Annotated in this window: 18 protein-coding genes; 6 read left to right on the top strand and 12 right to left on the bottom strand. The window is 69.7% G+C overall.

Translation table 11 applies throughout. The features are described from left to right. Positions 1-47 precede the first annotated feature (47 nt). Both QHF85_RS19580 and QHF85_RS19575 read left to right on the top strand, forming a co-directional pair. Complete coding sequence (locus tag QHF85_RS19580) at positions 48-3,194, top strand: serine/threonine-protein kinase (protein ID WP_281328750.1); 3,147 nt, start codon at positions 48-50, stop codon at positions 3,192-3,194. Between the two features lie 156 nt (positions 3,195-3,350). Further along, complete coding sequence (locus QHF85_RS19575; protein ID WP_281328749.1) at positions 3,351-4,058, top strand: glycoside hydrolase family 75 protein; 708 nt, start codon at positions 3,351-3,353, stop codon at positions 4,056-4,058. Positions 4,059-4,086: 28 nt separating this feature from the next. Here the strand turns inward: QHF85_RS19575 and QHF85_RS19570 are convergent, their stop codons facing one another. From QHF85_RS19570 to QHF85_RS19560, 3 genes are all read right to left on the bottom strand, one after another. Beyond that, positions 4,087-4,350: a hypothetical protein gene (locus QHF85_RS19570; protein WP_281328748.1), complete on the bottom strand. Its 264-nt coding sequence runs from the start codon at positions 4,348-4,350 to the stop codon at positions 4,087-4,089. Positions 4,351-4,445: 95 nt separating this feature from the next. Next, positions 4,446-6,872: a MopE-related protein gene (locus QHF85_RS19565; protein WP_281328747.1), complete on the bottom strand. Its 2,427-nt coding sequence runs from the start codon at positions 6,870-6,872 to the stop codon at positions 4,446-4,448. A 197-nt stretch (positions 6,873-7,069) separates the two neighbouring features. Then, positions 7,070-8,470, bottom strand: coding sequence for an FAD-binding oxidoreductase (locus QHF85_RS19560; protein ID WP_281328746.1), 1,401 nt, complete (start codon positions 8,468-8,470; stop codon positions 7,070-7,072). Positions 8,471-8,781: 311 nt separating this feature from the next. Here QHF85_RS19560 and QHF85_RS19555 point away from each other — a divergent pair, with 311 nt between their 5' ends. Further along, positions 8,782-11,499 carry an AAA family ATPase gene (locus tag QHF85_RS19555; protein ID WP_281328745.1) on the top strand — a complete coding sequence of 906 codons (2,718 nt, stop codon included), beginning with the start codon at positions 8,782-8,784 and terminating at the stop codon, positions 11,497-11,499. A gap of 524 nt (positions 11,500-12,023) precedes the next feature. On the opposite strand, the gene trxA is transcribed toward QHF85_RS19555, so the two are convergent. Continuing rightward, a complete protein-coding gene (gene trxA, locus QHF85_RS19550) occupies positions 12,024-12,665 on the bottom strand; it encodes a thioredoxin (protein WP_281328744.1) in 642 nt (213 codons plus the stop codon). 103 nt (positions 12,666-12,768) lie between these two features. Between trxA and corA the strand changes: the two genes are divergently transcribed. Together corA and QHF85_RS19540 are read left to right on the top strand one after the other, a co-directional pair. Beyond that, positions 12,769-13,935, top strand: coding sequence for a magnesium/cobalt transporter CorA (gene corA, locus QHF85_RS19545; RefSeq protein WP_281328743.1), 1,167 nt, complete (start codon positions 12,769-12,771; stop codon positions 13,933-13,935). 97 nt (positions 13,936-14,032) lie between these two features. Beyond that, the gene (locus QHF85_RS19540; protein ID WP_281328742.1) at positions 14,033-15,118 is read left to right on the top strand and encodes an ADYC domain-containing protein; all 1,086 of its coding nucleotides are present in this window, start codon (positions 14,033-14,035) and stop codon (positions 15,116-15,118) included. Between the two features lie 4 nt (positions 15,119-15,122). Here QHF85_RS19540 and QHF85_RS19535 read toward each other — a convergent pair whose 3' ends face one another. The 7 genes from QHF85_RS19535 to QHF85_RS19505 form a co-directional block, all read right to left on the bottom strand. Further along, complete coding sequence (locus QHF85_RS19535; RefSeq protein WP_281328741.1) at positions 15,123-16,334, bottom strand: DUF790 family protein; 1,212 nt, start codon at positions 16,332-16,334, stop codon at positions 15,123-15,125. Continuing rightward, complete coding sequence (locus QHF85_RS19530; protein WP_281328740.1) at positions 16,321-17,694, bottom strand: DEAD/DEAH box helicase family protein; 1,374 nt, start codon at positions 17,692-17,694, stop codon at positions 16,321-16,323. The genes QHF85_RS19535 and QHF85_RS19530 overlap by 14 nt, the downstream gene beginning before the upstream one ends. Before the next feature lie 19 nt (positions 17,695-17,713). After that, positions 17,714-19,324 carry an ATP-binding protein gene (locus QHF85_RS19525; RefSeq protein WP_281328739.1) on the bottom strand — a complete coding sequence of 537 codons (1,611 nt, stop codon included), beginning with the start codon at positions 19,322-19,324 and terminating at the stop codon, positions 17,714-17,716. Between the two features lie 104 nt (positions 19,325-19,428). After that, positions 19,429-20,508 (bottom strand): glycosyltransferase family 4 protein, encoded by a 1,080-nt coding sequence (locus tag QHF85_RS19520; RefSeq protein ID WP_281328738.1) that lies wholly within the window; start codon positions 20,506-20,508, stop codon positions 19,429-19,431. Next, complete coding sequence (locus QHF85_RS19515; RefSeq protein ID WP_281328737.1) at positions 20,501-20,920, bottom strand: 6-carboxytetrahydropterin synthase; 420 nt, start codon at positions 20,918-20,920, stop codon at positions 20,501-20,503. The genes QHF85_RS19520 and QHF85_RS19515 overlap by 8 nt, the downstream gene beginning before the upstream one ends. Positions 20,921-20,949: 29 nt before the next feature. Beyond that, positions 20,950-21,945 (bottom strand): zinc-binding dehydrogenase, encoded by a 996-nt coding sequence (locus QHF85_RS19510; protein ID WP_281328736.1) that lies wholly within the window; start codon positions 21,943-21,945, stop codon positions 20,950-20,952. After that, the gene (locus QHF85_RS19505) at positions 21,942-22,664 is read right to left on the bottom strand and encodes a RibD family protein (protein ID WP_281328735.1); all 723 of its coding nucleotides are present in this window, start codon (positions 22,662-22,664) and stop codon (positions 21,942-21,944) included. Before QHF85_RS19505 ends, QHF85_RS19510 begins: the two co-directional genes overlap by 4 nt. 75 nt (positions 22,665-22,739) lie before the next feature. Between QHF85_RS19505 and QHF85_RS19500 the strand changes: the two genes are divergently transcribed. Next, the gene (locus QHF85_RS19500) at positions 22,740-23,339 is read left to right on the top strand and encodes a YqgE/AlgH family protein (RefSeq protein WP_281328734.1); all 600 of its coding nucleotides are present in this window, start codon (positions 22,740-22,742) and stop codon (positions 23,337-23,339) included. A gap of 3 nt (positions 23,340-23,342) precedes the next feature. On the opposite strand, the gene QHF85_RS19495 is transcribed toward QHF85_RS19500, so the two are convergent. Then, positions 23,343-24,275 (bottom strand): hypothetical protein, encoded by a 933-nt coding sequence (locus QHF85_RS19495; RefSeq protein WP_281328733.1) that lies wholly within the window; start codon positions 24,273-24,275, stop codon positions 23,343-23,345. Positions 24,276-24,456: the final 181 nt, after the last annotated feature.

Genomic DNA, 24,456 nt, shown 5'->3' with positions numbered 1-24,456 from the left:
ACGCTTGCCCGCAGAGGACGCGCACGATAACGTGCCCGTGCGTCCGCATGGGTTGCCCGGGTGAGAACACGCTGAACGCTTTCCTGGGCGGTCACCTCGCGCCCGAGATGGCCGCCCAAACCGAGCACCACGTGGACGAATGCCCCGCGTGCCAGGAGCTCGTCGCCGTGGTGGGGCCGAGCATGGACACGTCCCGGGAGAGCCGCGCGGCCGCGGAGGCGCTCACGCGCCGTGACGAGCCCGCCGCGATGCCGGGCGACACGCGGAGGCCCCGCGCCGAGGCCCCGCTGCAACCTGGAAGCGAAGTCCACCGCTACGTCGTGCTCTCCCGGGTGGGCGCCGGCGGGATGGGCGTCGTGTATGCCGCCTACGACCCGGAGCTCAACAGGCGCGTGGCATTGAAGGTGCTGCGCGCCGAGGACCAAGGGGAGGGGAGCGAGCAGGCCCGCGCGCGCCTGCTCTCCGAGGCACAGACGCTCGCGCGCCTCGCGCATCCGAACGTGGTCTCGATCCACGACGTCGGGGTCACGCGCGGCGACGTCTTCCTCGTGATGGAGTTCGTCGAGGGGCCGACGCTCGCCGCGTGGCTTTCGGAGCGCCGTCGCCCGTTCCACGAGGTCCTCCCGGTGTTCCTCCAGGCGGGCCGGGGGCTCGCCGCCGCGCACGCGGTGGGGATCGTGCACCGGGACTTCAAGCCGGCGAACGTGGTGGTCGGGCGTGACGGCAGGGTGCGGGTGCTCGATTTTGGCCTCGCGCGGGAAGGGGGAGTCCTTTCTGGCGCCGTGCCCGCAGGCGCAGGCGGGGAGGGAACGACGTTGCATAGCGTCGTCGCTGGCACCCCCGCCTACATGGCGCCCGAACAACATCAGGGCTTGCGCGCCGACGCGCGCGCGGATCAATTCAGCTTTTGCGTCGCCCTCCACGAGGCGCTCCACGGCGTACGCCCCTTCCGCGGCGATACGCCGAGCGAAATCTTCGATTCGATCCAGCGAGGCGACGTCCACGCCCCGCGCGCGGCCGATATCCCGGCCTGGCTCAGCGCCGCCCTTCTGCGTGGGCTGTCCGCGAAACCCGAAGCCCGGCACCGCTCGCTCGTGGATCTCCTCGCCATCCTCGAACGGGATCGGCGCGCGCTGCGTCGGCGCATCGCGATGTGGGTCGTTCCGCTGCTCGCGGCGGCCGTCGCGGGCGTGGCCGTTCGCGCGTCGATGGGGCCTTCTGCGGAGCCCCCTTGTCAAGGCGCGTCGAGGAGGCTCGAAGGCGTGTGGGACGTTTCCGGGCGCGCCGCCGTCCGCGAGGCATTCGTCGCGACCGGGCTGCCTTATGCCGCGGGGGCCTTCGATCAGGTCGCGGCGCAGCTCGACCGGCGAGCGACGGAATGGACGAACGCGCATACGCAGGCGTGCGAGGCCACGCGGGTGCGGGGCGAGCAGACGGAAGAGCAGCTCGGCAGGAGAATGGTTTGCCTCGAACGGCGGCTCTCCGATCTCGGCGCGCTCACCCAGGCGCTCGCGCAGGCCGACGTCGCCGTGGTCGACGGCAGCGCGCGCGCGGTGTCCGAGCTCGCGCCCATCAGCGATTGCGAAAACCTCGAGTCGCTCTCCTCGATGGATCCACGTCCGCAGGATACGGCCGCGCAGGAGGAGATCACGCGGATCACGGGCGATCTCTCCCGTGCGCGCGCGGAGCTCGCCGTCGGCCGTTATGCGGACGGGCTCACGCGGATCGACCCCCTCGTCGCGCGCGCCGCCGAGACACGTTATGGGCCGCTCGAAGCGGAGGCGCTTTACCTGCGCGCACGGCTCCGGGACCTGCTCGGCAAGGATCGCGAAGCCGAGGTCGATTATCACGCCGCGGCCCACGCAGCGATTTCGAGTCACCACGACGAGATCGTGGCGAGCGCCTGGGTCGATCTGTTCGGCATTCAGTCTTTCGACGTACGTCGGGCCGACGAGGCCGCGCGTACCCTCGACTATGCGCGGGCGACGCTCCGCAGGCGGGGGGCCAATCCGGAGCTCATGGCCCGGCTGTCCGTGCGGATCTGCTCGCGCGGGAATGCGCTCGCCGACGCGCCGCAGATCGAGGCGGATTGCCGGCAAGCCATCGAGCAGATCGAGCGCGTCTCGCCCCCCGACCCCGAGCTCTACGCGGCCTCGCTGCAAGGCCTCGCGGGCGCGCTGCGCCATCAGGGCAAGCTCGTCGATGCGCGAGCGGCCGTCGATCGAGCGATCGCCACGCTGTCGGAGACGCTGGGCAAGGACCATCCGTCGACGCTGCTCGCGCGCAGGATGCTCGTCGTCGTCCACCAGGAGACCGGCGCGCTGAAGGAGGCCGAGGCCGAGAGCCGCGCCATCGTCGAGAACAGCGAGCAGCATCTGCCACCCGACCACCCGGTGCGGCTGTCGGCGCTCTTCGATCTCGGCCGGATCCTCACGGTCCGGGGCAACCACACCGCGGCGCTGCCCCTCTTGCAGCAGGCCTACGAAGGGGAGCGACGCAAGCGCGGCGAGGACGCGGAGCAAGTGGCCACCTGCCTCGAAGCCATGGGGCGCGCCCACCATATGCTGGGGCGCACGCAGGAGGCGCTCGACCATTATCAGCGCTCGCTCGCGATACGTGAAAGGATCTTCGGCGCCGATCACGCCGTCATCGCCAGCACGCTCGTCCTCATTGGCATCGTGCGTGACGACGAAGGCGCCCACGAGGAGGCGATCTCGCTTTTGCACCGCGCGCTCGAGATCCGTGAAAAGGCGCTCGGGCCCGAGCATCGGCTCGTCGCGACCACGCTCGATACGCTGGTCAGGTTTTACGGCGCGCTCGGCCGCCTGGACGCAGCCGAGCCGCTCGCCCGGCGCTCCCTCGCGATCCACGAGGCGCGGCTCGGGAAGGACCACCCGTCACTCGCGGACGCGCTCGTCCCGCTCGCGGACATCCATCTCGAACGTCACGCGCCGAAACGAGCGATCCCGCTGCTCGAGCGCGCGATCGCGCTCCTCCTGCGTCATCCGGGTGACCCGACCATGCTGGCGGACGCGCGGTATTCGCTCGCGCAGGCGCTCGTGGCGGCCGGAGAGGATACGCGGCGCGCGGTCTCGCTCGCAGACGAGGCACGGGCGGGGTATCTCGCATCCGGCCCGCGGGCGGAGGCCGCCGCCGCCGACGTCGCGGCATGGGCGGCTCGCCATCGGCGGTGAGCGGTTGCTGGCAGAGGAGCCATGGGAAGCACGTCGAATCCACTCCGCGCGCGTCGCTCGAGAGCGGCATCGAGCATGCCCTGCGACGCACGGGCGCGGCGTTCGGGCGCTGAGTTTCGAGATCGCGTACACGACAATCCTCCCGCTCGTGCCATCATGCGCATCCCCACGATGCGACACGCCTCCGTCCTCGTTCTCCTCGCCGCCTCGTTCCTCGCCCTCGCCGGTTGTCGGAGAGAGAGCGCGAGCGCGTCCGCGTCCACGCCGTCCGCGGCGCCGGAGAGCGTGACGGCCCGCCTCGCGGCATTGTTATCGAATTGCCAGAAGCTCGCGGGCGCCACGGAGCTCGCGACCGACAAGGGCGGCGCGGCCTCCATTCCGATCTGCACGCTCGACGGCGCCCTGTGGTGGACCGCCGACATGGACATCGATTGTGACGGCGGTCAGAGTGCCGAATGCAAGGCGGATCCGTATTACCAACGGGAGACGGCCACGGTGGACTCGACCGGCAAGCCGCTCGACGCGTCGACCTTGCCGTTCGTCGTCGTGCCGAAGGCGAGCAACGGGTTCGATTTCAAGGCACAGGGGCTCAGGATGGGCAGCGTCGTCGCCGTCATGTACAAAGGGACCATCGCGTACGGCATTCTCGGCGACGTCGGCCCCGCAGGCATCCTCGGCGAGGCGTCCTACGCGATGGCCCGGAGGCTCGGCATTCCGGCGAGCCCGATCTCGGGCGGGGTCGACAGCGGCGTCACGTACGTCGCGTTCACGGGTGACGCGGCCGTCGTGACGAAAAAGGAGGATGCGGCGGAGGCTGCCCGCCTCGGGCAGGCGCGGGTGGAGGCGCTGCTCGGCGCGCATTGAAGCCCGGTGCCACGGCTCGCTCGGCGCGTCAGCGATGCCGGCCCCCGGGCTCCGTTCGGTCCGCGTGGACGCGGCCGATGGGCCCTTCGTGCTCGCCTCCCGGGGAATGCGGAGGGGGCGGGGTGGGCTCGGCTTCCTGCTCCGCCTCGCGCAAGGAGGGGCCCTCGGCCGGGGAGCCGATCGACGCGAATCCTTGCTCGCGCACCTCGGTCTCGTCGGCCGAGAGCTCGTGGTAATGCTCGTGGCTGAACGTGGTCGGTCGGGACGGGGTCTCGGGTTTCTGTACGGCCATGGTGCGAAGCGCCCTGGAGCCTCGAAGGGCCCGCGTCGAGCCCCGCCGCGAGCCGCTGGCAGGCGGCGAGCCCGAGGCGGGAGGGAACGAGCCGCTCACCACACGGTGGAAAAGAGCTTCGTGACGACCACGTTGTCGCCGACCTCGCTCCACCAATCACCGACATTGGACGTGCTGCCGATTCCGAGTTGCCCCTCCAGGTTGAATCCCCAGCACTTGGTCGCGCCGTTGTTCAGACGTGCGCAGCCGTGATCGGCGCCCGCGGTCACGAGCACGACCGTCTTGCCCGTCCCCAGATTCAGGGCAGGCAGGAGATTCCCCATGTCCCCCGGGGCCTCGCCGCGCGTGGCCGTGTCGCCGAGCCCGAGCTGGCCCTTGTCGTTGCGGCCCCAGCATTTGAGCGAGGCGTCCGCGAACAATGCACAGGTGTGCTCGCTGCCGCCCACGACCTCGACGGCCGTCTTGCCGCTCCCGAGGTCCACGAGCGGCAGGTTGTCGCCCATTTCTCCTGGGCCGTCTCCGCGGTTTTGCGTGTCGCCGAGCCCGAGCTGCCCCTGGCTGTTGAAGCCCCAGCATTTGACCGTTCCGCCGGTCAAGAGCGCGCACGTGTGGATGCTGCCGGCCATGATTCCCGTGGCCGTCTGGCCCGCGCCGAGGTCGACTGCGGGGAGCACGTCGCCCATTTCTCCTGGCCCATCCCCGCGGTTCTGGGTATCGCCGAGCCCGAGCTTGCCGAACACGCCGCCGCCCCAGCATTTGACGGTGCCGTCGTGCAACACCACGCACGTGTGGGCATCACCGCCGGACACGTCCACCACGCTCTTTCCGGTGCCGACGTTCACGGTCGACCAGGTATCGAGCGTGCTCATCGTGTGGCCGAGCCCGAGCTGACCGTCGACGTTGCTTCCCCAGCACGTGAGAGATCCGTCGGTGAAGAGCGCGCACGAGTGGTTCCATCCGAGGTCGAGCTTTTTCACCGTCTTGCCAGACGGGAAGCTCAACGCGGGCAGGCTGTCGCCCATCTCGCCGGGCCCATCGCCTCGATTTCCGCCTGAAATGCCGAGCTTGCTGTTGTAATTGCTCCCCCAGCATTTGACGGTGCCGTCGCTGAAGAGCGCGCAGTTGTGGAAGGCGCCGGCCGCGATGTGGACGGCCACCTTGCCCGTGCCCAGGTTGACCACCGGCAGGTTGTTCCCCATCTCGCCGAAGCCGTCGCCACGATCGGCCGTGTCCCCGAGGCCGAGCTGCCCGAATGCATTGTCGCCCCAGCATTTGACCTTGCCGCCGGGCAGGAGCGCGCATGTATGGCTCGAGCCCGCGGCGATCTCGAGGGCCTCCTGGAGCACGCAAGTCGGCGAGCAGTTGTCGCCGTCGGTCGTCCCGCCGTCGTCGCAGCTCTCGCTCCCGTTCTTCACTCCATCCCCACAAACGGGCGCCTGGCACACGCCGAGCTTGCACACGCCGCTCGCGCAGTCCGCAGCGACCGCGCAGATCCCGCCGTTCGCGCATTTCTGCGCGCAGGCGCCGCCACAATCGACGTCGCTCTCGTTTCCGTTTTTCTGGCCGTCGGGGCAGCAGAAGGAGCCCTCGTCCACGATTCCATTGCAATCATTGTCGAGCGCGTCGCAGGCCTCCGGCGCCGGGACGACCTCGCCCGCGCACGCTGCCCACTGCCCATTCACGCACGTCTGCGTGCCCGCCTTGCATTCACCCACGCCCGCGCTGCCGTCGGGCCCCGTGAAACAGCTCTGGACCTGTCCGTCGAGGCACGCACACCCCTCGTCCACCTCGCCGTCGCAATCGTCGTCCGTCCCCTCGCAGGTCTCGACGGGGGACGGCGCGGGGAGGGGAACACACGTCTGCCGCTTGCCGCCGATGCAGTTCTCCACGGCCACTCGACACACGCCGAACCCGCAGGTCGTGCTCCCGAGCTCCTCGTCGACCGACCCATCGCAATCGTTGTCGAGCGCGTCGCACGCCTCCAGCGCCGGGACGACTTCGCCCGCGCACGCGCTCCACTGGCCATTCACGCACGTCTGCGTGCCCGCCTTGCATTCGCCCACGCCCGCGCTGCCGCCGGGCCCCGTGGAACAGCTCTGGATCTGCCCGTCGAGACACGCACACCCCTCGTCCACCTCGCCGTCGCAATCGTCGTCCGTCCCCTCGCAGGTCTCGACGGGAGACGGCGCGGGGAGGGGAACACACGTCAGCGCCGTGCCGCTGACGCAGATCTCCACGGTCACCTGGCAGGCGCCGAGCCCGCAGGTCGTGGTCCCGAGCTCCTCGTCCACCGCCCCGTCGCAATCGTTGTCGATTCCGTCGCAAACCTCGCTCCCGCACGAACCGCCGACGCCGCCCATCCCGCCGGCGCCGCCCGCGCCAGCGTCGCCGCCCGTGCCGCCACCTTGGTTGCCCGATCCCCCATGCCCTCCGCCCGGGCCACAGCCCAGCGTCAAGACGCCCGAGAACAAGGCCAGGGATGTCGACACCAGCGCAGCGCGCGAAGCCAGGCGAATTGTCATGGTTCCATTCCTCCGTCGTACCCGTCGAGGGGCACAACAAGCATTCGGCGTGCCAGCCGATGGCTCACGGAGATCCGATGGGAATTCGGTGCGTTCAGCGGCAGGACTCCGCGCGAAAGAATCGATCGCCGTCACGCGCGCGTGACACGTGTCACGCGCGCGTGACATCGGCGGGGCAGGGGGCGCCGAGCGGCGCACTACGGCGCGATGTTCTTGTTCAACCGGAAGAAATTCGTCGGGTCGTAGGCGCGCTTGAGGGCGGCGAGGCGCTTCATCTTGGCCTCGCCGTAGGTCTCTTGTACCCGTCCGGCAGGCTCGCCGGCGTCGATGAAGTTCAGGTAAACGCCTTCCGAGGCGAACGGCTGCGTGGCCCGCCAGGCGTCCTGCGCCCAGCGGATGTGGCGCTCGGCGTCCGCCGGGTCTTTCCAGGTCGACTGGAACATCGAAAAGAAGGGGGTCTTGCGCCTAGGGAACGCGGTCTCGTCCTCGCTCACCCGCGCGATCGCGCCCTCCAGGTGAAGGATCTCGAAGAGGCACCCGGAGGACGGGGCCGCGCGGAGCGCTGCGGCGATGGCCTCGATGCCCTCGTCTTCGAGCGTGGAGAGATACTGCCCGCGGATGCATTGGCCATAACCGTAGGCGCCCGCCGGCGCCGCATCGAACATGCCCTGGAGGACGGTGTAAGGCATCGGGCCGACGAGCTCCGCGACCGGCGGGCCGAACGCGCGCAGCGGCGCGAAAGCCGCCTCCGCGTCCGCGCTCGGGCCGTTGAAACAAGCCGCGAGGATGACCCCGGGCGTGCCGTGCATGCGCGCGGGGATCTGCGGCATGGCCGGGAGCTCGATATGGATCAACGTGCTCGACATGCGCTCCGGCTCGCGGTCGGCGAACGTCTGGTAGAAGCGCAGCGCGTCCGCGAATCGCTCGGACGGGTGGAACAGCATCGCGACCATGACCTGCTCGACGGGGTGGAGGCGTAGCTCGAGCTCGGTGACGATCCCGAAATTGCCGCCGCCGCCGCGCAGCCCCCAGAAGAGCTCCGCATTCTCGTCGGCGCTCGCCGTGACGAGCCGGCCGTCGGCGGTCACGAGATCCACCGAGAGGAGGTTGTCGATCGTGAGGCCATGCTGGCGCATGAGCCAGCCGATCCCTCCGCCCAGCGTGACCCCGGCGATCCCGGTGGCGGAGCATTGCCCGCCGGTCGTCGCCAGCCCGAAGGCCTGCGTCTCGTGATCGAGCTCCCGCCAGGTGAGGCCCGCCTGGGCACGCACGGTGCGCCGCGCGGGATCGACGCGGACGCCCTTCATGGGAGACAGGTCGATCACGATTCCACCGTCACACACGCCGTTGCCGGCGACGTCGTGCCCGCCGCCCCGCACCGCGACGAGCGCGTCGTGCTCCCGCGCGAACCGCACGGCGGCGAGGACGTCCGCGACCCCGGCGCAGCGCGCGATGAGCGCCGGCCTCCGATCGATCCGGGCATTCCAGACGACGCGGGCCGCGTCGTAACGGGCATGGTCGGCCTCGAGGAGCTCGCCGCGGAAATGGGCCCGAAGCGAGTCGAGGGCAGTTTGTGGGAAGCGATTGCGGTCTTGCATCTTGAGAGGGCCTCCTGGCGGAGCGTCACGGTATCATCCTCCATCGACGAAGCCCGAGCTGATTTGACGACCAATGGTCGCTCACGACGCGGCCCTGGGCGGTCTCCTGCGGCCCGGACTCACACGTCGTCGCGAAAAAGATGCAATCCGAGCGAACGGCCCGCCGCGTCCAGGCGGCTCCGATTGGCTTGACCGCAGCAAAGGCCCTCGCTTATCCTCGACGAGCTTTCGTGCCTTCCTTCGATCCCGAGGCCACACCAGAAGGGCCCTCCGCCGCGGGCCCCCCGCCGGGGCGGTGGGCGGATGCGCTCATGGGTCGCGACGCGGAGCTGGAGGAGCTCGCGCAAGCAGCCGCCATCCCCTCGATGATAACCCTGCTCGGTCCGCCCGGCGTGGGGAAGACGCATTTGGCGCGCGCGCTCTTCGAACGATGCAATGCCGGCGGGCGAACGAGCCTCTTCTGCGAGGTCTACGGCGTGTCCTCGGCGTCGGAGCTGCGCTGGGCGGTCGCGAGGCGCATCGGCCTCGACCGCGCGGAGGCGAGCGCGACGAGCGATCCCGTCGTGCTGGCGCTCGAAGCGCACCGGATCGGGCTCGTCGTTCTCGATGCCGCGGACCATTTCTCGGCGGAGATGTGCAGGCTCGTCGACCGGTGGTTCGACGCCTTGCCCCATGTCACGATCCTCGTCACGAGCCGCAGGCGCCTCGACCTGCGCCCCTCCGCCACGCTGCCGCTGCGGCCGCTCGTGGTGCGATCCGAGGACGGCCGCCCCGCGCCTGCCATCGAGCTTTTCCTCGCACGCGCGAGGAAATACGGCGCCGCGCACGACGAGCTCCACGATCACGCCGAGATGGAGCGACTCGTACGGCGCCTCGATGGCCTGCCGCGCGCGATCGAGCTGTTCGCGAGCCTTTCGCGTTCCTGGTCGATCCGCGAGTTATGCGATCAGCTCGAGCGAGGGACGAGGGGGGTCGCGTCCGACGACCTGCGGCGCTCCTTCGAGGTTTCGTGGAGCTTTTTGCCCGAAGGGGCGAAAGCGGCTCTCCAGGTCGCAAAGCTCTTTCGCGGAGGATTCACGTGGACGGCGCTCGCGGAGATCCTCGCCTGCGGCGATTCCGACGCCGTCCGGTCGCTCGACGAGCTGCTCGACGGCTCCTGGCTCGTCATGGCCGAAGAAGCCCCCGCGGGCGAGCGTCGGAAGGGAGGGCGTCGCTTCGACCTCCTCGCGACGACGCGCGATTTTCTGGACAGCGTCGAGGCGGCCGCCGCGCCTTCGTCCCATCAAGCGCGCTTCGCTCGATATTTCGCGCAAGCTGCCTGGTGCTGGTGCGAGCCCCCGCGTTTCGCCACGCTGGAGGGCCGAAGGTGGCTCCGGGAGGAGCGCGCAAACCTGGAAGCCGCGCTCGAAATCGCGTCGCGGATCGGGGACCGGGATGCGCGGGTCGCGCTCGAGACGGCGCTCGCGCGCGTCGTGCACGATGAGGCTCCGAGCGCCGAGCAAGCGGCGCGGCTGAAGAGCGCCCTCGAAGAGGCGGACCTCGAGGACCGAAAGCGGGTCATCGCCGCAATCGCGCTAGGCCGCACGCTGCACTATCTCGGTCGCTGGACCGAGGCCATCGAGGTCGCCCTGGCAGCCATGCGCCAGGGCCGCGACGAGCCGCTCCTCGCCGCCCATCTCATGCAGATCGACGTGTACGCGCACAGGTCGCACGAGGATTACGAAGGCGCCGTCGAAGCCGCGCGTCGCCTGCGCCCGATGGCGGCCGCCGCCGATCCGAACGTCTGCGCGATCGCGCAACAAACGGAGGGAATGCTCGCCTATTGGATGTTCGATTATGACCGCGCTCGTCACGCGCTGGCAGCGGCGCAGCGAGCGTTCGAGGTGGCCGGGATTCCGCTCGCGGTCACGGAAGCCCTGGTCTACCGCGGGCTCGCAGCATTCGAGGTCGGCGCCCTCGTCGAAGCAGAGGCCCACCTCGTCGAGGTCGAACAGCGCCTTTCGATGCAGCAGTTCCGGATCGGGAGCCTGGCCTCGATGTATCTCGGCCTCCTCCGCTGGGAGCGAGGCGACGAGGAGGGGGCGCTCCAATCCTTGCAGCGAGCGCGGAACCTGGCCGGTCGGACGGGGACCCCATGGTGGATCGCACTCGCAGAGTGCCATCTCGGCGCGTTTCATCATCTCGCCGGCGCGCTCCACGACGCACGGCAAAGCCTGGAGCGCGCGCTGCAGGTCGGCTCCGGCATGCTCCCCAAGCCACACACGTGCCTCGCCGCCGCGCGCCTCGGGGCCGTGTATGCCGAGCTCGGCGATCTCGTCGCCGCCGAATCCGCATTCGCCGACGCAGAGCGTGATCTCACGTCGCAATGCCATTCGTCCGTCGCGCGCGCCGTCCACCTCTATCGCGGGAGCGTCGATCTCCTCCTGGCAAAGCGATGCGGCGGAGACGAGGCAAAGGCGCGCGCACACGTCCACGCCGCAGAGCTTCGACTCGCGCGGCAAGGGGAGGGGGAGCCCATGTTCTCGGACGAGAGGCTCTCGCGGAGGTACCTCGAGCAGGCACTCGCCCGTCACGCCGCCGAGCGCGCGCCAGTGACCAGCTCCCCGTCGCCATCCGCCGGAAAGGCAGCCGAGCGGAGCCTCGAGCTCGTGACGCGTCATGGCCGGAGCCGCGTCGTTTGCCCGCCCGATCCTGCTGGTTTCAATCTCTTCCTCGACGTCACGAGCGCGCGGGCAACCGTCGAGGATCGTGGCGAGGTCGATTTCCGCAATCGTCCCGTGCTCATGCAGCTCCTCGCGGTCGTCCTCGCCGACCCCAATGCGCGCTTCGAAAAAGCCCGGCTTTTCACGGACGTGTGGCGCACCGAATTCCGGACCGCATCGCAGAGCGGAGCCCTCTACAAGGCGATCGAGCGTCTCGCGCGGCTCCTCAGCCCCGAAGATCTGCGGCGCTTTTTCCGCTGGGACGAGGAGGGGCGACTCGTGCTCCTCGCCGAGCGCCCAGGCCTCGTGACCCCCATGCGGAGCTGAGGCGCCTCTACCAAGGCGTTTCGCTGGGGCTTTGCCCCAGGCCCCACCGGGGCTGTCCGCCCCTGGACCCGGACCAGCGCAAGCGCTGGACTCGGGGTCGATGAACTGCGCGATGCGCAGTTCATCGAACGGGCCAGGGTCAAGACCACGAGCGACCCTGCCAAGCAAGACGGCAGCGCGGCTGGTTCAGTTGGCAGGGCGGTACCACCGGCCTGTGGGAAGAACTGCGCAATGCGCAGTTCTTCTCCAAAGGGTCCAGGGCTGGTCCTGCAGAGAGGCGGCGAACAGCTTGAAAGTCTTTCCCCGCATCGACTGCGCAAAGCGCAGTCGATGCCCAGAGGTCCAGGGCTGGCCCTGCAAAGAGGGGGCGAACAGCTTGAAAATCTTTCCCCGCATCGACTGCGCTTCGCGCAGTCGATGCCCAGAGGTCCAGGGCTGGCCCTGGTTCGGGTCGAGGGGCGAACAGCCCCCGCGGGGCCCGGGGCAGCGCCCCGGCGCGGCGGCTCAGCCGGGAGGAGGCCTGATCACTCGGGCCGTTCGATCGGCAGGCTCTCGGCTTCCCAGCCGAGGAAGCCATTCTCCAGGAAGGCGATCGGCACGCCGCTCGACGCGAGCGTCTCGGCGAGCTGCTTCGCCTTGTCGCCGGAGCGGTCGTAGAGGACGGGCTCGCCCGGGAGCATGTGGAGCTCGGCGAGGCGCGTCTCGACCTCTTCGAGAGGGATGTTGACCGCGCCCGGGATCCGCGCGCGGTTGTAAACAGCGGCGTCGCGCGTGTCGACGGGGACGACCTGGTTTTGCTTGAGCAGCTGCGCGAGCTCCACCGCGCGGATCGCGCCTTCGGCCCGCGGGAGGAAGGGTTCGAGCATCTCGCGCAGGCGCGCCTTGCGCACGGCGCCTTGCTCTCCCGCGACGGGGCGGCCGCGGAAGAAGACCATGAACGTCGGCACGGCCTGCACGCGCATCGCCGCTGCGAGGCGCTTGCTCTGGTCGATGTTCACCTTGACGAACTTGGCCTTGCCTTCGAGCTCGCGCGAGAGCGCCTCGACCTCGGGGGCCACCGTTTTGCAGGGGCCGCACCAGTCGGCGTAGAAGTCGATCAGGACGGGGAGCTCGCTGCGCAGGACCTCGTTTTCGAAATCTTGCTCGGAGATGACGGGGACCGGCATGGGAGGAAGTCCATAGCGAGAGTCCCGGCCGATGGCGAGGGGTCTCGCCGATCGGCGCAAGCGGGCGGCGAATCGAGGCCGGGCCTTCGGTAGGATGTCCTCCGTGCAGGACACCCACGAAGCCCCGCCGCCGCCTTCCTCGAGGAACCTGGCCTCGGGTCGAAAGCGGCCTCGTCCGAGCTTGATCCTGTCGAACGAGCCCACGCCCGGCGCGCCGCCCGGCACGCTCCTCGTCGCGGATCCGAACAAGCCGAAGATGTACCTGATCGACTACTGCCTCGAGCACATCGTCGAGAAGTGGATCGACTCGGTCGATGAGGCCGTGCCTTACCTGATCGACGACCGCCCGAGCGTCACGTGGATCGACGTGCAGGGGATCGGGCACAAGCCGACGTTCGAGCGGCTCGGGGAGATCTTCGGCATCCACCCGCTCGCGCTGGAGGACGTGGTGAACGTGCCGCAGCGGCCGAAGAGCGACGTGTACCCGGGGCAGCAGGTGATCATCTGCCGGATGGCGCAGTCCAACGTGAAGGGCGCGCTCGTGACCGAGCAGATCGCGATCGTCTTCGGCAAGGGCTTCGTGCTGACGGTGCAAGAGGAGCCGAGCGCGGACGTGCTCGAGCCGGTGCGCGAGCGCATCCGCAAAGGACGGCAGCTCATCCGCACGGGCGGCGCCGACTACCTCGCGTACGCGCTCTTCGACGCGATCATCGACGGGTTTTACCCCGTGCTCGAGAAGCTCAGCGACACCCTCGACGACATCGAGCTCGACGCGCTCACCGGCAAGGACGGAACGGCGCATCGGATCCACGACGTGAAGCGCGATCTGCTCGCGCTGCGTCGGACGATCTGGCCCCAGCGCGAGGTCGCGAACTCGCTGCTCCGGGACGGATCGCCGCACATCCAGGAGCACACGCGGCTCTACCTGCGCGACACGTACGACCACGCGGTGCAGGTGATGGATATGGTCGAGACGTTCCGCGAGATCGCCTCGGGCCTCATGGATCTGCACCTCTCCGGCGTGTCGAACCGGATGAACGAGATCATGAAGGTGCTCACGATCATCTCGACGATCTTCCTGCCGCTCACGTTCATCGCGGGCGTGTACGGCATGAACTTCGACACGAAGGTCTCGCCGTACAACATGCCCGAGCTCGAATGGCGCTACGGCTATCCGGCCTCGATCGGGCTGATGCTCCTCAGCGTGGCGGGCCTCTTCGTCTTCTACTGGCGAAAAGGTTGGATCGGGAACCGCCGCCGCGATCCGTGAGCGTCGCATCAGAAGGCGACGGTTTGTTGCTCCTCTCCGGCCCCGGCGAAACGCGTCTGCGCGCCTGGGCATCTCGGTTCGAGAGAGGAAAGAAAACATGCATTCGTGGATGTCCTGCACGTCCGAACATGGATGGAGACGCGGCGCGACGTGGGCGCTGTTCCTCCTGACGACGCTCTTCGGCCCTGCTTGCACCGAGCAGAGCGCAGATCCCGACGAGATGGAGGAGGAGGGGGTCGTCGCGTCGGTTCAAGCGCTGAGCACGACGAACGGGCTCGCGCTGAACGGGCTCGCGCTGAACGGGCTCGCCCTGAACGGTGTGTCGCTGAACGGGCTCGCGCTGAACGGGCTCGCGCTGAACGGCGTTTCGCTGAACGGGACGACGTTCGTCGGCAAGACGTCATCGGGCAAGCCGATGAAGCCGGCGGACTTCCTCGGCGCGACCTTCACGGGCACGCTGAGCAACGGGCAGACGATCACGCTCCGCATCGACGATCGCGTGCCGACGACGCGTCCCGACGTGTTCCTGTACGAGATCTCGTATCTATCGAGCACGAACCAGAACCAGTGGAAGAGCCTCTGCGGCGAGACGTCGAGCGGCGTGCCGCGCCGCGCGATCCCGCTCGCGGGCGTCTGGGACTACTCGCAGAAGATGCCGACGAGCGGCATGCACCTGCCGTCCGAGACGAGCTTCACCTTCGCGTGCAGGCCGTACGCGATCGCGAAGTGCGTGGAGCTCGGCTACAAGCCGTGGAGCAACGTGAAGGAGTGCGCGACGCCGAGCACGTGCAAGGAGATCCCCGGCGTGCTCCTGCACCAGGCCTGCACGCGCATGCTGCGCGCCGATTATTGCGGCGACGGCGTGCCGCACACGCAGGACGGGACGCCGGTCGACGTGTGGGACGAGTTCGGGATCCAGGAGGCCGCTACCACGGACTTCGCGTTCGAGGCGGAGTGGACGCCGACGGGCGCGCGCTGCATCGAGCACACGCGGTGGCACGGCGATACGAGCGGTTCGGTCGCTTCTTATGTGAACAAACAATGTCCGTCGCGGTGGGCGAGCGCGCAGCCGATGTACGACTGCGGAGGCCCGAACTCGACGCTTCACACGGCGAAGGGGTTCGTGATTCCGCCGATCGCCCGTTCGCTCATCGGCAACGAGTCGGCCCTGCCCAGCGATTGACGTGTCAGCCCTTTCGACGGAGTCGTTCGAGCAAGGCGCGCGGGGACATCGTGGCGCGGTAGACGTAGATCTCGCCGGCCTCGTCCTCGCCGAGGACCTCCTCGCTCACGCGAAGCTGCTTGCCGACGGCGAGGAGGAACCTCGCGGGAAAACCCTTGCGGACGAGCTCGATGCGTTGCCAGACGGCCTGCCGGCTCCAGAAGCCGAAGGCCTCGAGGAAGACTTCTTCGCCGGTCGTCTCGTTGCGGAAGACGAGGTCGGGCACGCAGGCGATCTCGCCGGGGAGGGCGAAGACATGCTCGTTGTCGGCGACGGTCCACTCGGAGCCGAGGCGCTCGAAGGCCTGCTTGAACGCGTCGAGATCGGGGCCCGTGGAGGGGGCCTCGGCGATGTGCGAGACGAGGCTGTCTTCAGGCGTGATCTCGAGGACGGCGCGGGTCTTCGCCTTGCCCCACGCGAGCTCGGCGTGGACGTGAAAGGAGCGGAACGCAAGCACCTGCGGGAGGAACATGGCGAGGCGCAGGCCGTACTTCTGGACCGCGTCGAAGAGGCTCCACGGGCCGTCGAGCGTGATCGTGTAGCCCTCCGCGGGTGAGCCCTCGACGACGTGCAGGAGGCCGTGGAAGCGCGCGGCGCGGAAGAGCCTGCGGTAACGATCGGGGCCCTCACCGGTGACGCGGATCGTCACGCGCGTGGCCTTGAGCAGGACGGCCTGGGCGAGGCCGAGGTCGTAGCGTTCGAGCAAGGCCTCGGGGCCGATCGGGCGGAACGCTTCGAGCCGCTCGTTTTCGCGCAGATCGGCGTAGAGCGCGGCGTCGATCTCCGCGGGGGTTTTTTCGAGGCGCGGGGCGAGCTCGGCGAGGACACGGTCGCGCTCGAACTCGCTGCGGACGTCGAGCGCGCGGTGGGCCTTCGCGGCGGCGAGGAAGACCTCGCGGCGGATCTCTTCGGGATCGACGCCGGGCGGGACGGTCCAGGTGCACTGGCCGTCGAGGACCTTGCGCAGGCCGTCGCCGACGAGGCGCGCGTCGGCGGGGACGGGGACGGCGTCGAGCGCGGCCTCGATCTCGTCGCGGCTCCTTCCGACGGAGCTCCCGAGGATGCGGACGAAGTCTTTCGCGAGCGTCTTGGCGAGCTCGGCGTCGTCGCCGCGGAGGTAACGAGGAAGGACGCGGCCGCCTTTGCGGCGCACGCGGAGGAGATCACTTGTAAGCAACGTGCTCCCTCCGCTTGTCGCTCGTGTACTGCTCGGCGGTGTTCTCGGCGACGAGCTCGTAGAGCAGCGCGCGTTTGTCCTGTCCCTTGCGCAGGATGCGGCCGAGGCGCTGGACGTGCTCGCGGACCGAACCGTTGCCACTCAAAACGATCGCGACGTTGGCCTCGGGGACGTTGACGCCCTCGTTCAGGACCTTCGAGGTGACGACGGCCGTGAGATCGCCAGCGTTGAACGCGGCGAGGATGGCGCTGCGCTCCTTGACGCGGGTCTGGTGGGTGATCGCGGGCAGGAGGAAGCGGCGCGAGATCTGGTAGACGGTCGCGTTGTCCTCGGTGAAGACGATGGTGCGGTCGTGCCGGTGGTTGTGCAGCAAGCGGGCGAGGACGTTGATCTTGCCCGGCGCGGCGAGCGCGAGCGCGCGTTGCCTGCGGTAGGCGAGGAAGGCGCGGCGGCCCGCTTCGCTGCGCGAGGAGAGGTAGAGGAAGCGGCTCCAGCCGTCGGGGGCCGACATGCGGATGCCCTCTTCGCGGAGGAAGCCGACGTACTCGCCGCGGGCGGCGTCGTAGGCCTCGCGCTCCTCGGCCGAGAGCGGGACGCTGATTCGTTCGGTCTCGTAAGAAGCGAGGTACGCGCCGGAGAGCTCGGTGATGTCCTTGCGATAGACGATGGGCCCGATGAGCTCGTCGTAGGCGCGGCCGTCGGTGCGCTCGGGCGTGGCCGTGAGGCCGAGGCGGAAGGGCGCGATGCTCATGCGCGCCGCGAGCTGGTAGGAGGGGCTCGGCAGGTGATGGCACTCGTCGAAGACGACGAGGCCGAAGCGCCCGCCGAGCCGATCCATGTGCAGGTGCGCCGAGTCGTAGGTGGTGACGGTGATCGGCTCGACTTCGTGGTAGCCGCCGCCGATGACGCCGATCGAGCGGCCGAACGCGGCGGCGAGGATGTCGTACCACTGGTTCAAGAGGTCGAGCGTGGGCACGACGACGAGCGTGGAGCGCTTGCGGCCGGCGATGGCCATCGTCGCGACGTAGGTTTTTCCCGCGCCGGTCGGCAGGACGACGACGCCGCGGAAGCGATGCGCGGCCCACGCGTCGAGCGCCTCGCGCTGGTAGGGGAAGGGCTCGTGGCGAACCGCGGGCTCGACGTCGAGCGTGTCGTAGGTGCGCGCTTCGTCGGTGAAGGTGAGCTTCTTGGCGCGCAGCCAGAGGACGATGTCCGCGTACGAGGACGCGGGGAGGCGGAAGGTGTTCTCGCGCGCGTCCCAGGCGCAGGCGGGCGGCAAGCTCGTCGCGTCGTCCTGCGCGAGGCCGTCGAGGCGCACCGTGCCGCCCTGAAACAGGAGGCGGAGCCCGTCGCTCATCATTTCAGGCGCGCAGGTTAGCTCAAACCGAGGACGACGCGCGCGCGCGCGGGGCGATCGCGCGGAGGATCTCTTCGAGGTCGGCGGGCGAGAAGGGTTTTTCCAGGCACCGGTTCGGGGCCTGGGCCAGGAAACTCCGCGCCTCCTGGGTGAAGGCGCCGCCCGTCATGTACACGATGCGCTCGTTCGACTCGGGCATCCGCTCGCAGAGCGAGCGGTGGATGTCGAACCCGGAGACCCCGGGCATCATCACGTCGCAAAGCACGGCGTCGTAGCGTTTGTCCGCGAGCGCTTCGAGCGCGCCCTTCCAGCTCGTCCGCCCGTCGACGTCGTGGTTGCGCTCGAGCTGGCGCACGATGGCCGAGAGGAGCGCGGGCTCGTCGTCGACGACGAGGACCGAGAGGCGCGGGACAACGGGCGCGAGCTTCGGAATTTCGGAGCGAGGCTCGCCGCCGAGATCGACGCTTTCGGCGGGCAGGAGCGTGACGCGGACGACCGTGCCTTTGCCGACCTCGCTCTCGATCTCGATGCGTCCGCCGTGCGCGCTCACGATGCTGCGGCAGATCGAGAGGCCGAGGCCGCTGCCGACGCCGACGGGCTTGGTCGTGAAGAAGGGCTCGAAGACGCGGTTCATGATCTCGGGCGGGATGCCGGGACCGTTGTCGCGGATCTCGATGAGCGCGCTGCCCGAGACCTTGTGCGTGGCCGTGACGACGCGGATCTCGTTCGTCTGCGCCGAGCCTTGCGGGAGGGCCTGGAGCGCGTTGACGAGCAGGTTCAAGAAGACCTGCCCGAGGCGGGCCTCGTTCGCGTGGACGAGCGGGACGTCGCCGTAGTTGCGGACGAGGTGGGCGCGGTGGCGGATCTCGTTGTCGGCGACCTTGATGGAGGCGTCGAGCACGCGGCGCACGTCGATGGGGCGGCGCTCTTCCTGGTTGGCGCTGGAGAAGACGCGGAAGTCGCGCACGATCTGGGCGACACGCTCGGTGCCGTCGAGGGCCTCGCCGCAGAAGCCGAGCAGCTCGCGCGCGAGCGACTGCGTCTCGACGTCGCCCCGCGCGCCGGAGGCGCTCGCGAGGTCTTCGAGCTTCTTCGTGACGAGCGCGATGTTGAGCGTGACGTAGGCGAGGGGGTTGTTGATCTCGTGGGCGACGCCGGCGGCGAGCGTGCCCATGGAGTTCATGAGGTTCGCCTGGTAGACGCGCGCCTCGGTCTCGATGCGCGTGGTGATGTCGCGGCAGAGGCTGATGACGGCGGTGCCGCCCTCGAAGTGCGCGGGCGCGGACGCGACCTCGACGGTGAGGATGCAGCCGTCGCGGCGCACGAGGCGGTAGGTGTAGAGCGGCGCGGCCTCGTTCGTCGCGAGCATGACGCGCACGCGGCGGTTCTCGCGCGTGACGTCCTCGGCGTGGAGGATCTCGCCGAGGGGGCGGCCGTAGAGCGACTCGGCGTTCTCGTAGCCGAGGCACGCGATGAGCGTGGGGTTCGCGTAGAGGATCTTGCCGCCGCGGTGCACGACGACGAGCTCACTCGTCTTCTCCACGATGAGGCGGAAGAGGCCCCGGACCCCCGCGAGAGCATCCTCCACGGCGCCCTCGAAGCGGGAGGTCTGTACGGCGTGATCGTCGTGCATGGCGTGGCCCATCCGAACGAGCTCCGAACCATTCTAGAACGGAAGGCGGGCGTGGTTCGGGGATTCGTGAACGCGGCAAAAAGAGGGCGCGAGGTGAGGGGGCGTCAACGCGCTGCCGGGAATACCGCACGGCAGAAGGCATCCTGGGTGTCGGCCCACGTAGGCAACGTCGCCGCGCGTCGCAGGGCGGCATGTTGCATGGCGTCGAGGCGCTCTTCGTCGTGCACGACGCGGACGAGCGCGGCTTCGAGGGCCCGAGCATCGCCGGGCGGTACGAGGAGGGCCTCTTCGCCGTGACGGACGACCTCGGGGATCGCGCCCGCGTGGCATGACACGATGGCGAGGCCGTGGGAGGCAGCCTCGGCGAGCGCGATGCCGTACCCCTCGTAGCGGCTCGGGAGGACGAGGACGTCGTGCGCGCCGAGCTCGCGCGCGAGTGTTTCGTCGGGGAGGGCGCCCGTGACGCGCACGCGGCTTCCAAAGCGAGATGCCGCGGCGAGCACGCGCGCGGCGTAGAGCGCGTCACGATCGGCAGGTCCTGCGAGCGTGAGGACGGCGCGCGCGGCGACGGCGGCGAACGCTTCGAGCAAGCAGAGCGGATCCTTGCGTGGCGTGAGCGCGCCGAGGAAGAGCAGGCGCACGGGGGCGCCGCGTGCGCGCGAAGGCGGCGCTGCGCGCGCGCCGAGTCGATCGCGGCCGGGAGGCACGACGGTGATGCGAGCCGGCGAGATGCCCGCGGCGATGGCAACACGCGCGGTGGTCTCGCTCGTGACCACGACGTGATCGGAGGCGGCGAGGAGCCCGCGTTCGAGAGCGAGGCGCAGCTTCGCGGAGATGCCCGTTCGTTCGCTCGCGGCGAGGTGATGGAGCAACGTGACGAGGCGCGGGGAAGCAGACGAGCGCGCACGCAGCGCGGCGGCGAGCGCGGCGCGTGGGTGACAGAGCTCGTCGACGATGACGACGTCGTATGCGCGGGGCGAGGAAGCTGGCGGCGCGAGGAGGTTGAGGAGGCGCGCGTTTTCGCGCAGCGGGGAGAGCGGGCCACGCACGTCGAGGTTCACGACGTCGACGTGGCAGCCGCGTGCGCTCAGGCCGGAGGCGACGAGGCGATCGTAGAGGTAGCCGCCCGTTGGTTGATCGAGCGGGCCATCGACGACGAACGCGACGCGCGCGCCATCAAGCAACCCCGAGCTCCGCGCCGGGCATGGTCGACGCCGGCCGGATCGGCCCGCGGTACTTGGCCCACGCGTTCGGCGACTCGTCGAGCACGACGGTGAGCATCGTGCCCGCGCGGAGCGGCAGCACGTGCCCGAGCTCGCGGTGGATGTACCGCGCGATCGCCTCGGTCGTGGACCTGCCGGGCGAGAAACCCGGGTGATCGTCGAGGTTCCGGAAGTCGATGAGATCGAGGACGCTGCGCAGCTTCGCGCGGAGCATGCCGATGTCGCAGACGACGCCGTGCTCGTCGAGCTCTTCCTGCTCGACCTCGATGCTGACCACGTACGTCGCGCCATGCATGCGTTGTGCGGGCCCAAAGACGTCACCGTCGAGGCGGTGAGCCACCATGATGTGATCGCGAACGCCGACCGTGTACATGGGCTCGAGGATACCGCAGGCGAAGCAGATCAACGTGACGGATCGAGCACGCGATGCGGCGGATTCCACGCCTCGCCTGCCGCGAGCGACGCGTACAGGCGGGGCGCATCGGAGAAGGGAACGAGGGGACCGACGAGGCGATCGAGGTGCTCGTCGCGGAGCAGTTCGTTCACGACGGAGAAGCGTCGGTCGAACGTGAAACGAGCGCGGCGCGCGGGCGGAATCGCGCCGACCTGGCTCGAGCGGATCGTGACGCGGTTCGGGTGGAATCGGCCGCCGAGGGGCAAGGTCACGCCGCGCTCGCCGTACCACGAGACGACGAGGATGCGCGCTTCGGGGCCGGCGGAGGCGACGAGCGCGGCGAGGGCTTCGGGGGAGCCGGAGGCCTCGATCAGGACGTCGGCCTCGGCGACGATCGCGGCGTCGATCGAGGGGAGTGCGGCGGCGCATCCGAGCTCGCACGCGAGCGCGGCGCGGCGTTCGTCCGGGTCGATGCACGCGACGTGGCCACCCGCGCGCGTGGCGAGGCGGGCGACGAGCTGGCCCACGACGCCGAGGCCCACGACGACGACGCGCTCGCCGAGCGCGATCTCCGCGTCCCACACCGCATTCAGCGCCGTTTCGAGGTTCGCCGCGAGCGTGGCGCGTGGCGCGGGGATGCTGCCCGACAGAGGGCGGAGCGCGAGTTCGTTTGAGATGAAATGATCGTGGTGCGGGTGGAGCGCGAAGACCGTGCGGCCGAGCAGCGCAGGCGACGTGCCGGCGCCGATCGCCTCGACGACGCCGACGGCCGCGTAGCCGTAGCTCGTCGGCAGGTCGAACGAGCCACGCTGCGTGGGCAGGGCCATGACGGCGCGGATGTCGGGCGGGACGCGGCCCGTGAGGACGAGGCGCTCGGTTCCGGCGCTGACGCCACACGCGAGCGTGCGGACGAGGGCTTCGCGCGGGCCCGGATCGGCGAGGGGTTCGTGGCGCACGGCGGCGACGCCGGGGCGTTCGAACCAGATCGCGCGTGCCCGGGTCACGAGGCTACCGAGACGGGATCGGGGAGCGAGAGCGGCAAGGGCGGCGCGCCTTCGCGGGCGAGCTCGAGCAGCACGTCACCGCCGACGTGGAGGACGCGGCGGAGCTCGAGGCGCAAGGCTTGATCGAGCTTGCGCGTGCCGAGATCGCCGACGGCCTCGATGCCCGCGCCGATGATGAGAGGGGCGACGGTGACGACGAGCCGATCGACGAGTCCCGCACGAAGGAACGAAGTGATCACGGCGCGGCCGCCTTCGACGAGCAGCTCGCGGGTGCCGCGCTCCGCGAGGGCGACGAGCAGCGCGTCGAGGTGGATGCCTTCGCCGCTCTTCGCGACGGGGAGCGCGCAACACTCGACGTGGGGCGGCGGCATCACGTCCGGCGCGCGCCGCGTGACGTGCAGCGTGCGTGTGGTGGCGTCGCGGAAGAGCTGCGCGGCGGGAGGCACGCGGCCGCGGGTGTCGAGCACGACACGCAAGGGTTGTTTTCCCGGCACGTGCCGCACCGTGAGCCGCGGATCGTCGGCGAGCGCCGTGCCGGACCCGACGAGGACCGCGTCCGTGGCCGCGCGCAGGGCGTGGGCGAAGCGCGTGGTCTCCTGGCCGCTGATCCAGCGCGCATCGCCGGTCGACGTGGCGATGCGGCCGTCGAGGGATTGCGCGAAGTGCACGGTGACCCAGGGGCGCGAGCGAAGCGGCGTTCCTTCCGTGTTGTCGCGCATCTCGGCGATCGTAGCGCGAGGCAGAGCATGGAGCGGGCGCTCCGGCGACCGTGAATTCGATTAAGATGGGAACGGATGAAGACAGCCCACCGCTCGCTCGCGCCCGGGTTCTTGATCGCTTCGCCTCCGCTCGGAGATCCGAACTTCGATCGGACGGTCGTGCTGCTCGCGGTGCACAACGAGGACGGCGCGCTCGGCTTCGTGGTGAACCGCGTCGCCCCGATGTCGCTCGGCGAGGTGCTGAAGCTCGCGGGGTACAAAGGTCCGGAGTCGAAGGACGAGGGGCCGGTGTTCCTCGGAGGTCCGGTGGCGCCGACGATGGGCTGGATCCTCTGCGTGGATCCGAGCCTCGACGCGGAGCAGGAAGGCGTGCTCGCCGTGGACGGTCGGATCCGGATCACGTCGCGCCGCCTGGCGTTCGACGAGCTCGTGCAGGAGCGGGTCTCGCAAGCGGGCGCGCCGGATCCGAAGCGGCGGATGGTGATGCTCGGCTACAGCGGATGGGGCCCGGGGCAGCTCGAACGCGAGATCGGGACGGGCGCGTGGCTCCCGACGCCGCTCGACGAGGGCGTGCTGTTCGACGTCGACGTGGACGATCGGTGGGAGCGCGCCTACGCGCTGCACGGGCTCACGCCTGCCGTGATGATGTCGATGCGGAGCGTGGGCGAGGCCTGACGCTCAGGGGTTCGGAGCGGACAAACCTCGGAAGCGGCGGTCGTGCCAGCGGAGCATCTCCAGCGTGCCGACCTCGCGGAGCCAGGGTTGGTCGTGCGGCCCCGGTAAAACGATGACGTCGTGCGGGACCTTGCGCTTGGCGAGCTCGGTGGAGAGGGCTTCGTTCGCCGCGCGAAACGGATCCGCGGTGCTCGTCTCGACGTGCACGCCGCGCGCGCCGTGGGCGGCGAGGAGGGTCGCGAGGCGATCGGCGTACCCCGGGGCCCGATGGGCGCCGATCGCCGTCTGCACGACGCCGATCGCGCCGAAGGCGTCGGGCCTTCGTGAGAAGACTTCGAGCGCGACGTAGCCTCCGAGCGAGCAGCCATCGAGGGCGGTGCGCGCGACGTCGCTGGCCACGTGCGCCTCGCGGCGCGCGCGCGGCACGACGACCTCGGCGATCCAGCGCGCGTATCCGTCGAGCGCGGCCTTGGGGTTCGTCGCCTTGTTGACGTTCGGCGTGTAGGGACAGGCGATCACGAAGCCGCGGAAAGGCGCGCGCGTGAGCTCCTCGTTGACCGCGCGGAGATGCTCGTCGGTGAAGTCCAGCCGTTTCGACGTGCGCGCGACGGGAGGCCGGCAGAGCCGCGCGTACGCCGTCGCGAGGCCGTACCGTTCGAGCCAGGCGTAGGCGCCCATGCGCTCGTCGCCGGTCTCGCCGAGGCCGTGCAAGAGGACGAGGAGCGGCGCCGGGGCCTTCGTGGGATCGAGGCCACGCGGGATCGAGAGGGTCATGCGTCGGCCGAGCGCGCGATCCCCGGGAAGATCGAGGTCACGCACGTCGAGATCGGGGCCGCCGAGATCGTGCGTCGGTTCGGCTTCGGCGCGTCGCGTTACGCCGAGCGTCCACGCGGCCGCGGAGGCGCCGATCAGGAAGCCACGACGTGTCGTTCGCACGGTGACGCAGCGTAACCCACGCCCCCTGCGCGGGGCCACCCCCGGGGGGCGGAGGCGAGGTGGCCGACGGGGTCGCCCGGGGTTCCAGCCGCATATCGTGATTTTGCCCGCGGCTGATTCAGATCAATGCGATCCGTCCGAACGATCCTTGATACGTTCTCCGCCGCGCCGATTTTCCCCG

It is taken from the genome of Polyangium sp. 6x1 (assembly GCF_029946515.1).
GTDB lineage: Bacteria > Myxococcota_A > Polyangia > Polyangiales > Polyangiaceae > Polyangium.
The sequence above is the reverse complement of the archived record's forward strand: the minus strand, read 5'-3'. Positions and strand labels throughout refer to the sequence as shown.

Excerpts from the sequence above, each read along its gene's own strand:
- QHF85_RS19580 (WP_281328750.1), top strand. The coding sequence starts at position 48 with ATGGGTTGCCCGGGTGAGAACACGCTGAACGCTTTCCTGGGCGGTCAC.
- QHF85_RS19575 (WP_281328749.1), top strand. The coding sequence starts at position 3,351 with ATGCGCATCCCCACGATGCGACACGCCTCCGTCCTCGTTCTCCTCGCC.
- QHF85_RS19570 (WP_281328748.1), bottom strand. The coding sequence starts at position 4,350 with ATGGCCGTACAGAAACCCGAGACCCCGTCCCGACCGACCACGTTCAGC.
- QHF85_RS19565 (WP_281328747.1), bottom strand. The coding sequence starts at position 6,872 with ATGACAATTCGCCTGGCTTCGCGCGCTGCGCTGGTGTCGACATCCCTG.
- QHF85_RS19560 (WP_281328746.1), bottom strand. The coding sequence starts at position 8,470 with ATGCAAGACCGCAATCGCTTCCCACAAACTGCCCTCGACTCGCTTCGG.
- QHF85_RS19555 (WP_281328745.1), top strand. The coding sequence starts at position 8,782 with ATGGGTCGCGACGCGGAGCTGGAGGAGCTCGCGCAAGCAGCCGCCATC.
- trxA (WP_281328744.1), bottom strand. The coding sequence starts at position 12,665 with ATGCCGGTCCCCGTCATCTCCGAGCAAGATTTCGAAAACGAGGTCCTG.
- QHF85_RS19540 (WP_281328742.1), top strand. The coding sequence starts at position 14,033 with ATGCATTCGTGGATGTCCTGCACGTCCGAACATGGATGGAGACGCGGC.
- QHF85_RS19530 (WP_281328740.1), bottom strand. The coding sequence starts at position 17,694 with ATGATGAGCGACGGGCTCCGCCTCCTGTTTCAGGGCGGCACGGTGCGC.
- QHF85_RS19525 (WP_281328739.1), bottom strand. The coding sequence starts at position 19,324 with ATGCACGACGATCACGCCGTACAGACCTCCCGCTTCGAGGGCGCCGTG.
- QHF85_RS19515 (WP_281328737.1), bottom strand. The coding sequence starts at position 20,920 with ATGTACACGGTCGGCGTTCGCGATCACATCATGGTGGCTCACCGCCTC.
- QHF85_RS19505 (WP_281328735.1), bottom strand. The coding sequence starts at position 22,664 with ATGCGCGACAACACGGAAGGAACGCCGCTTCGCTCGCGCCCCTGGGTC.
- QHF85_RS19500 (WP_281328734.1), top strand. The coding sequence starts at position 22,740 with ATGAAGACAGCCCACCGCTCGCTCGCGCCCGGGTTCTTGATCGCTTCG.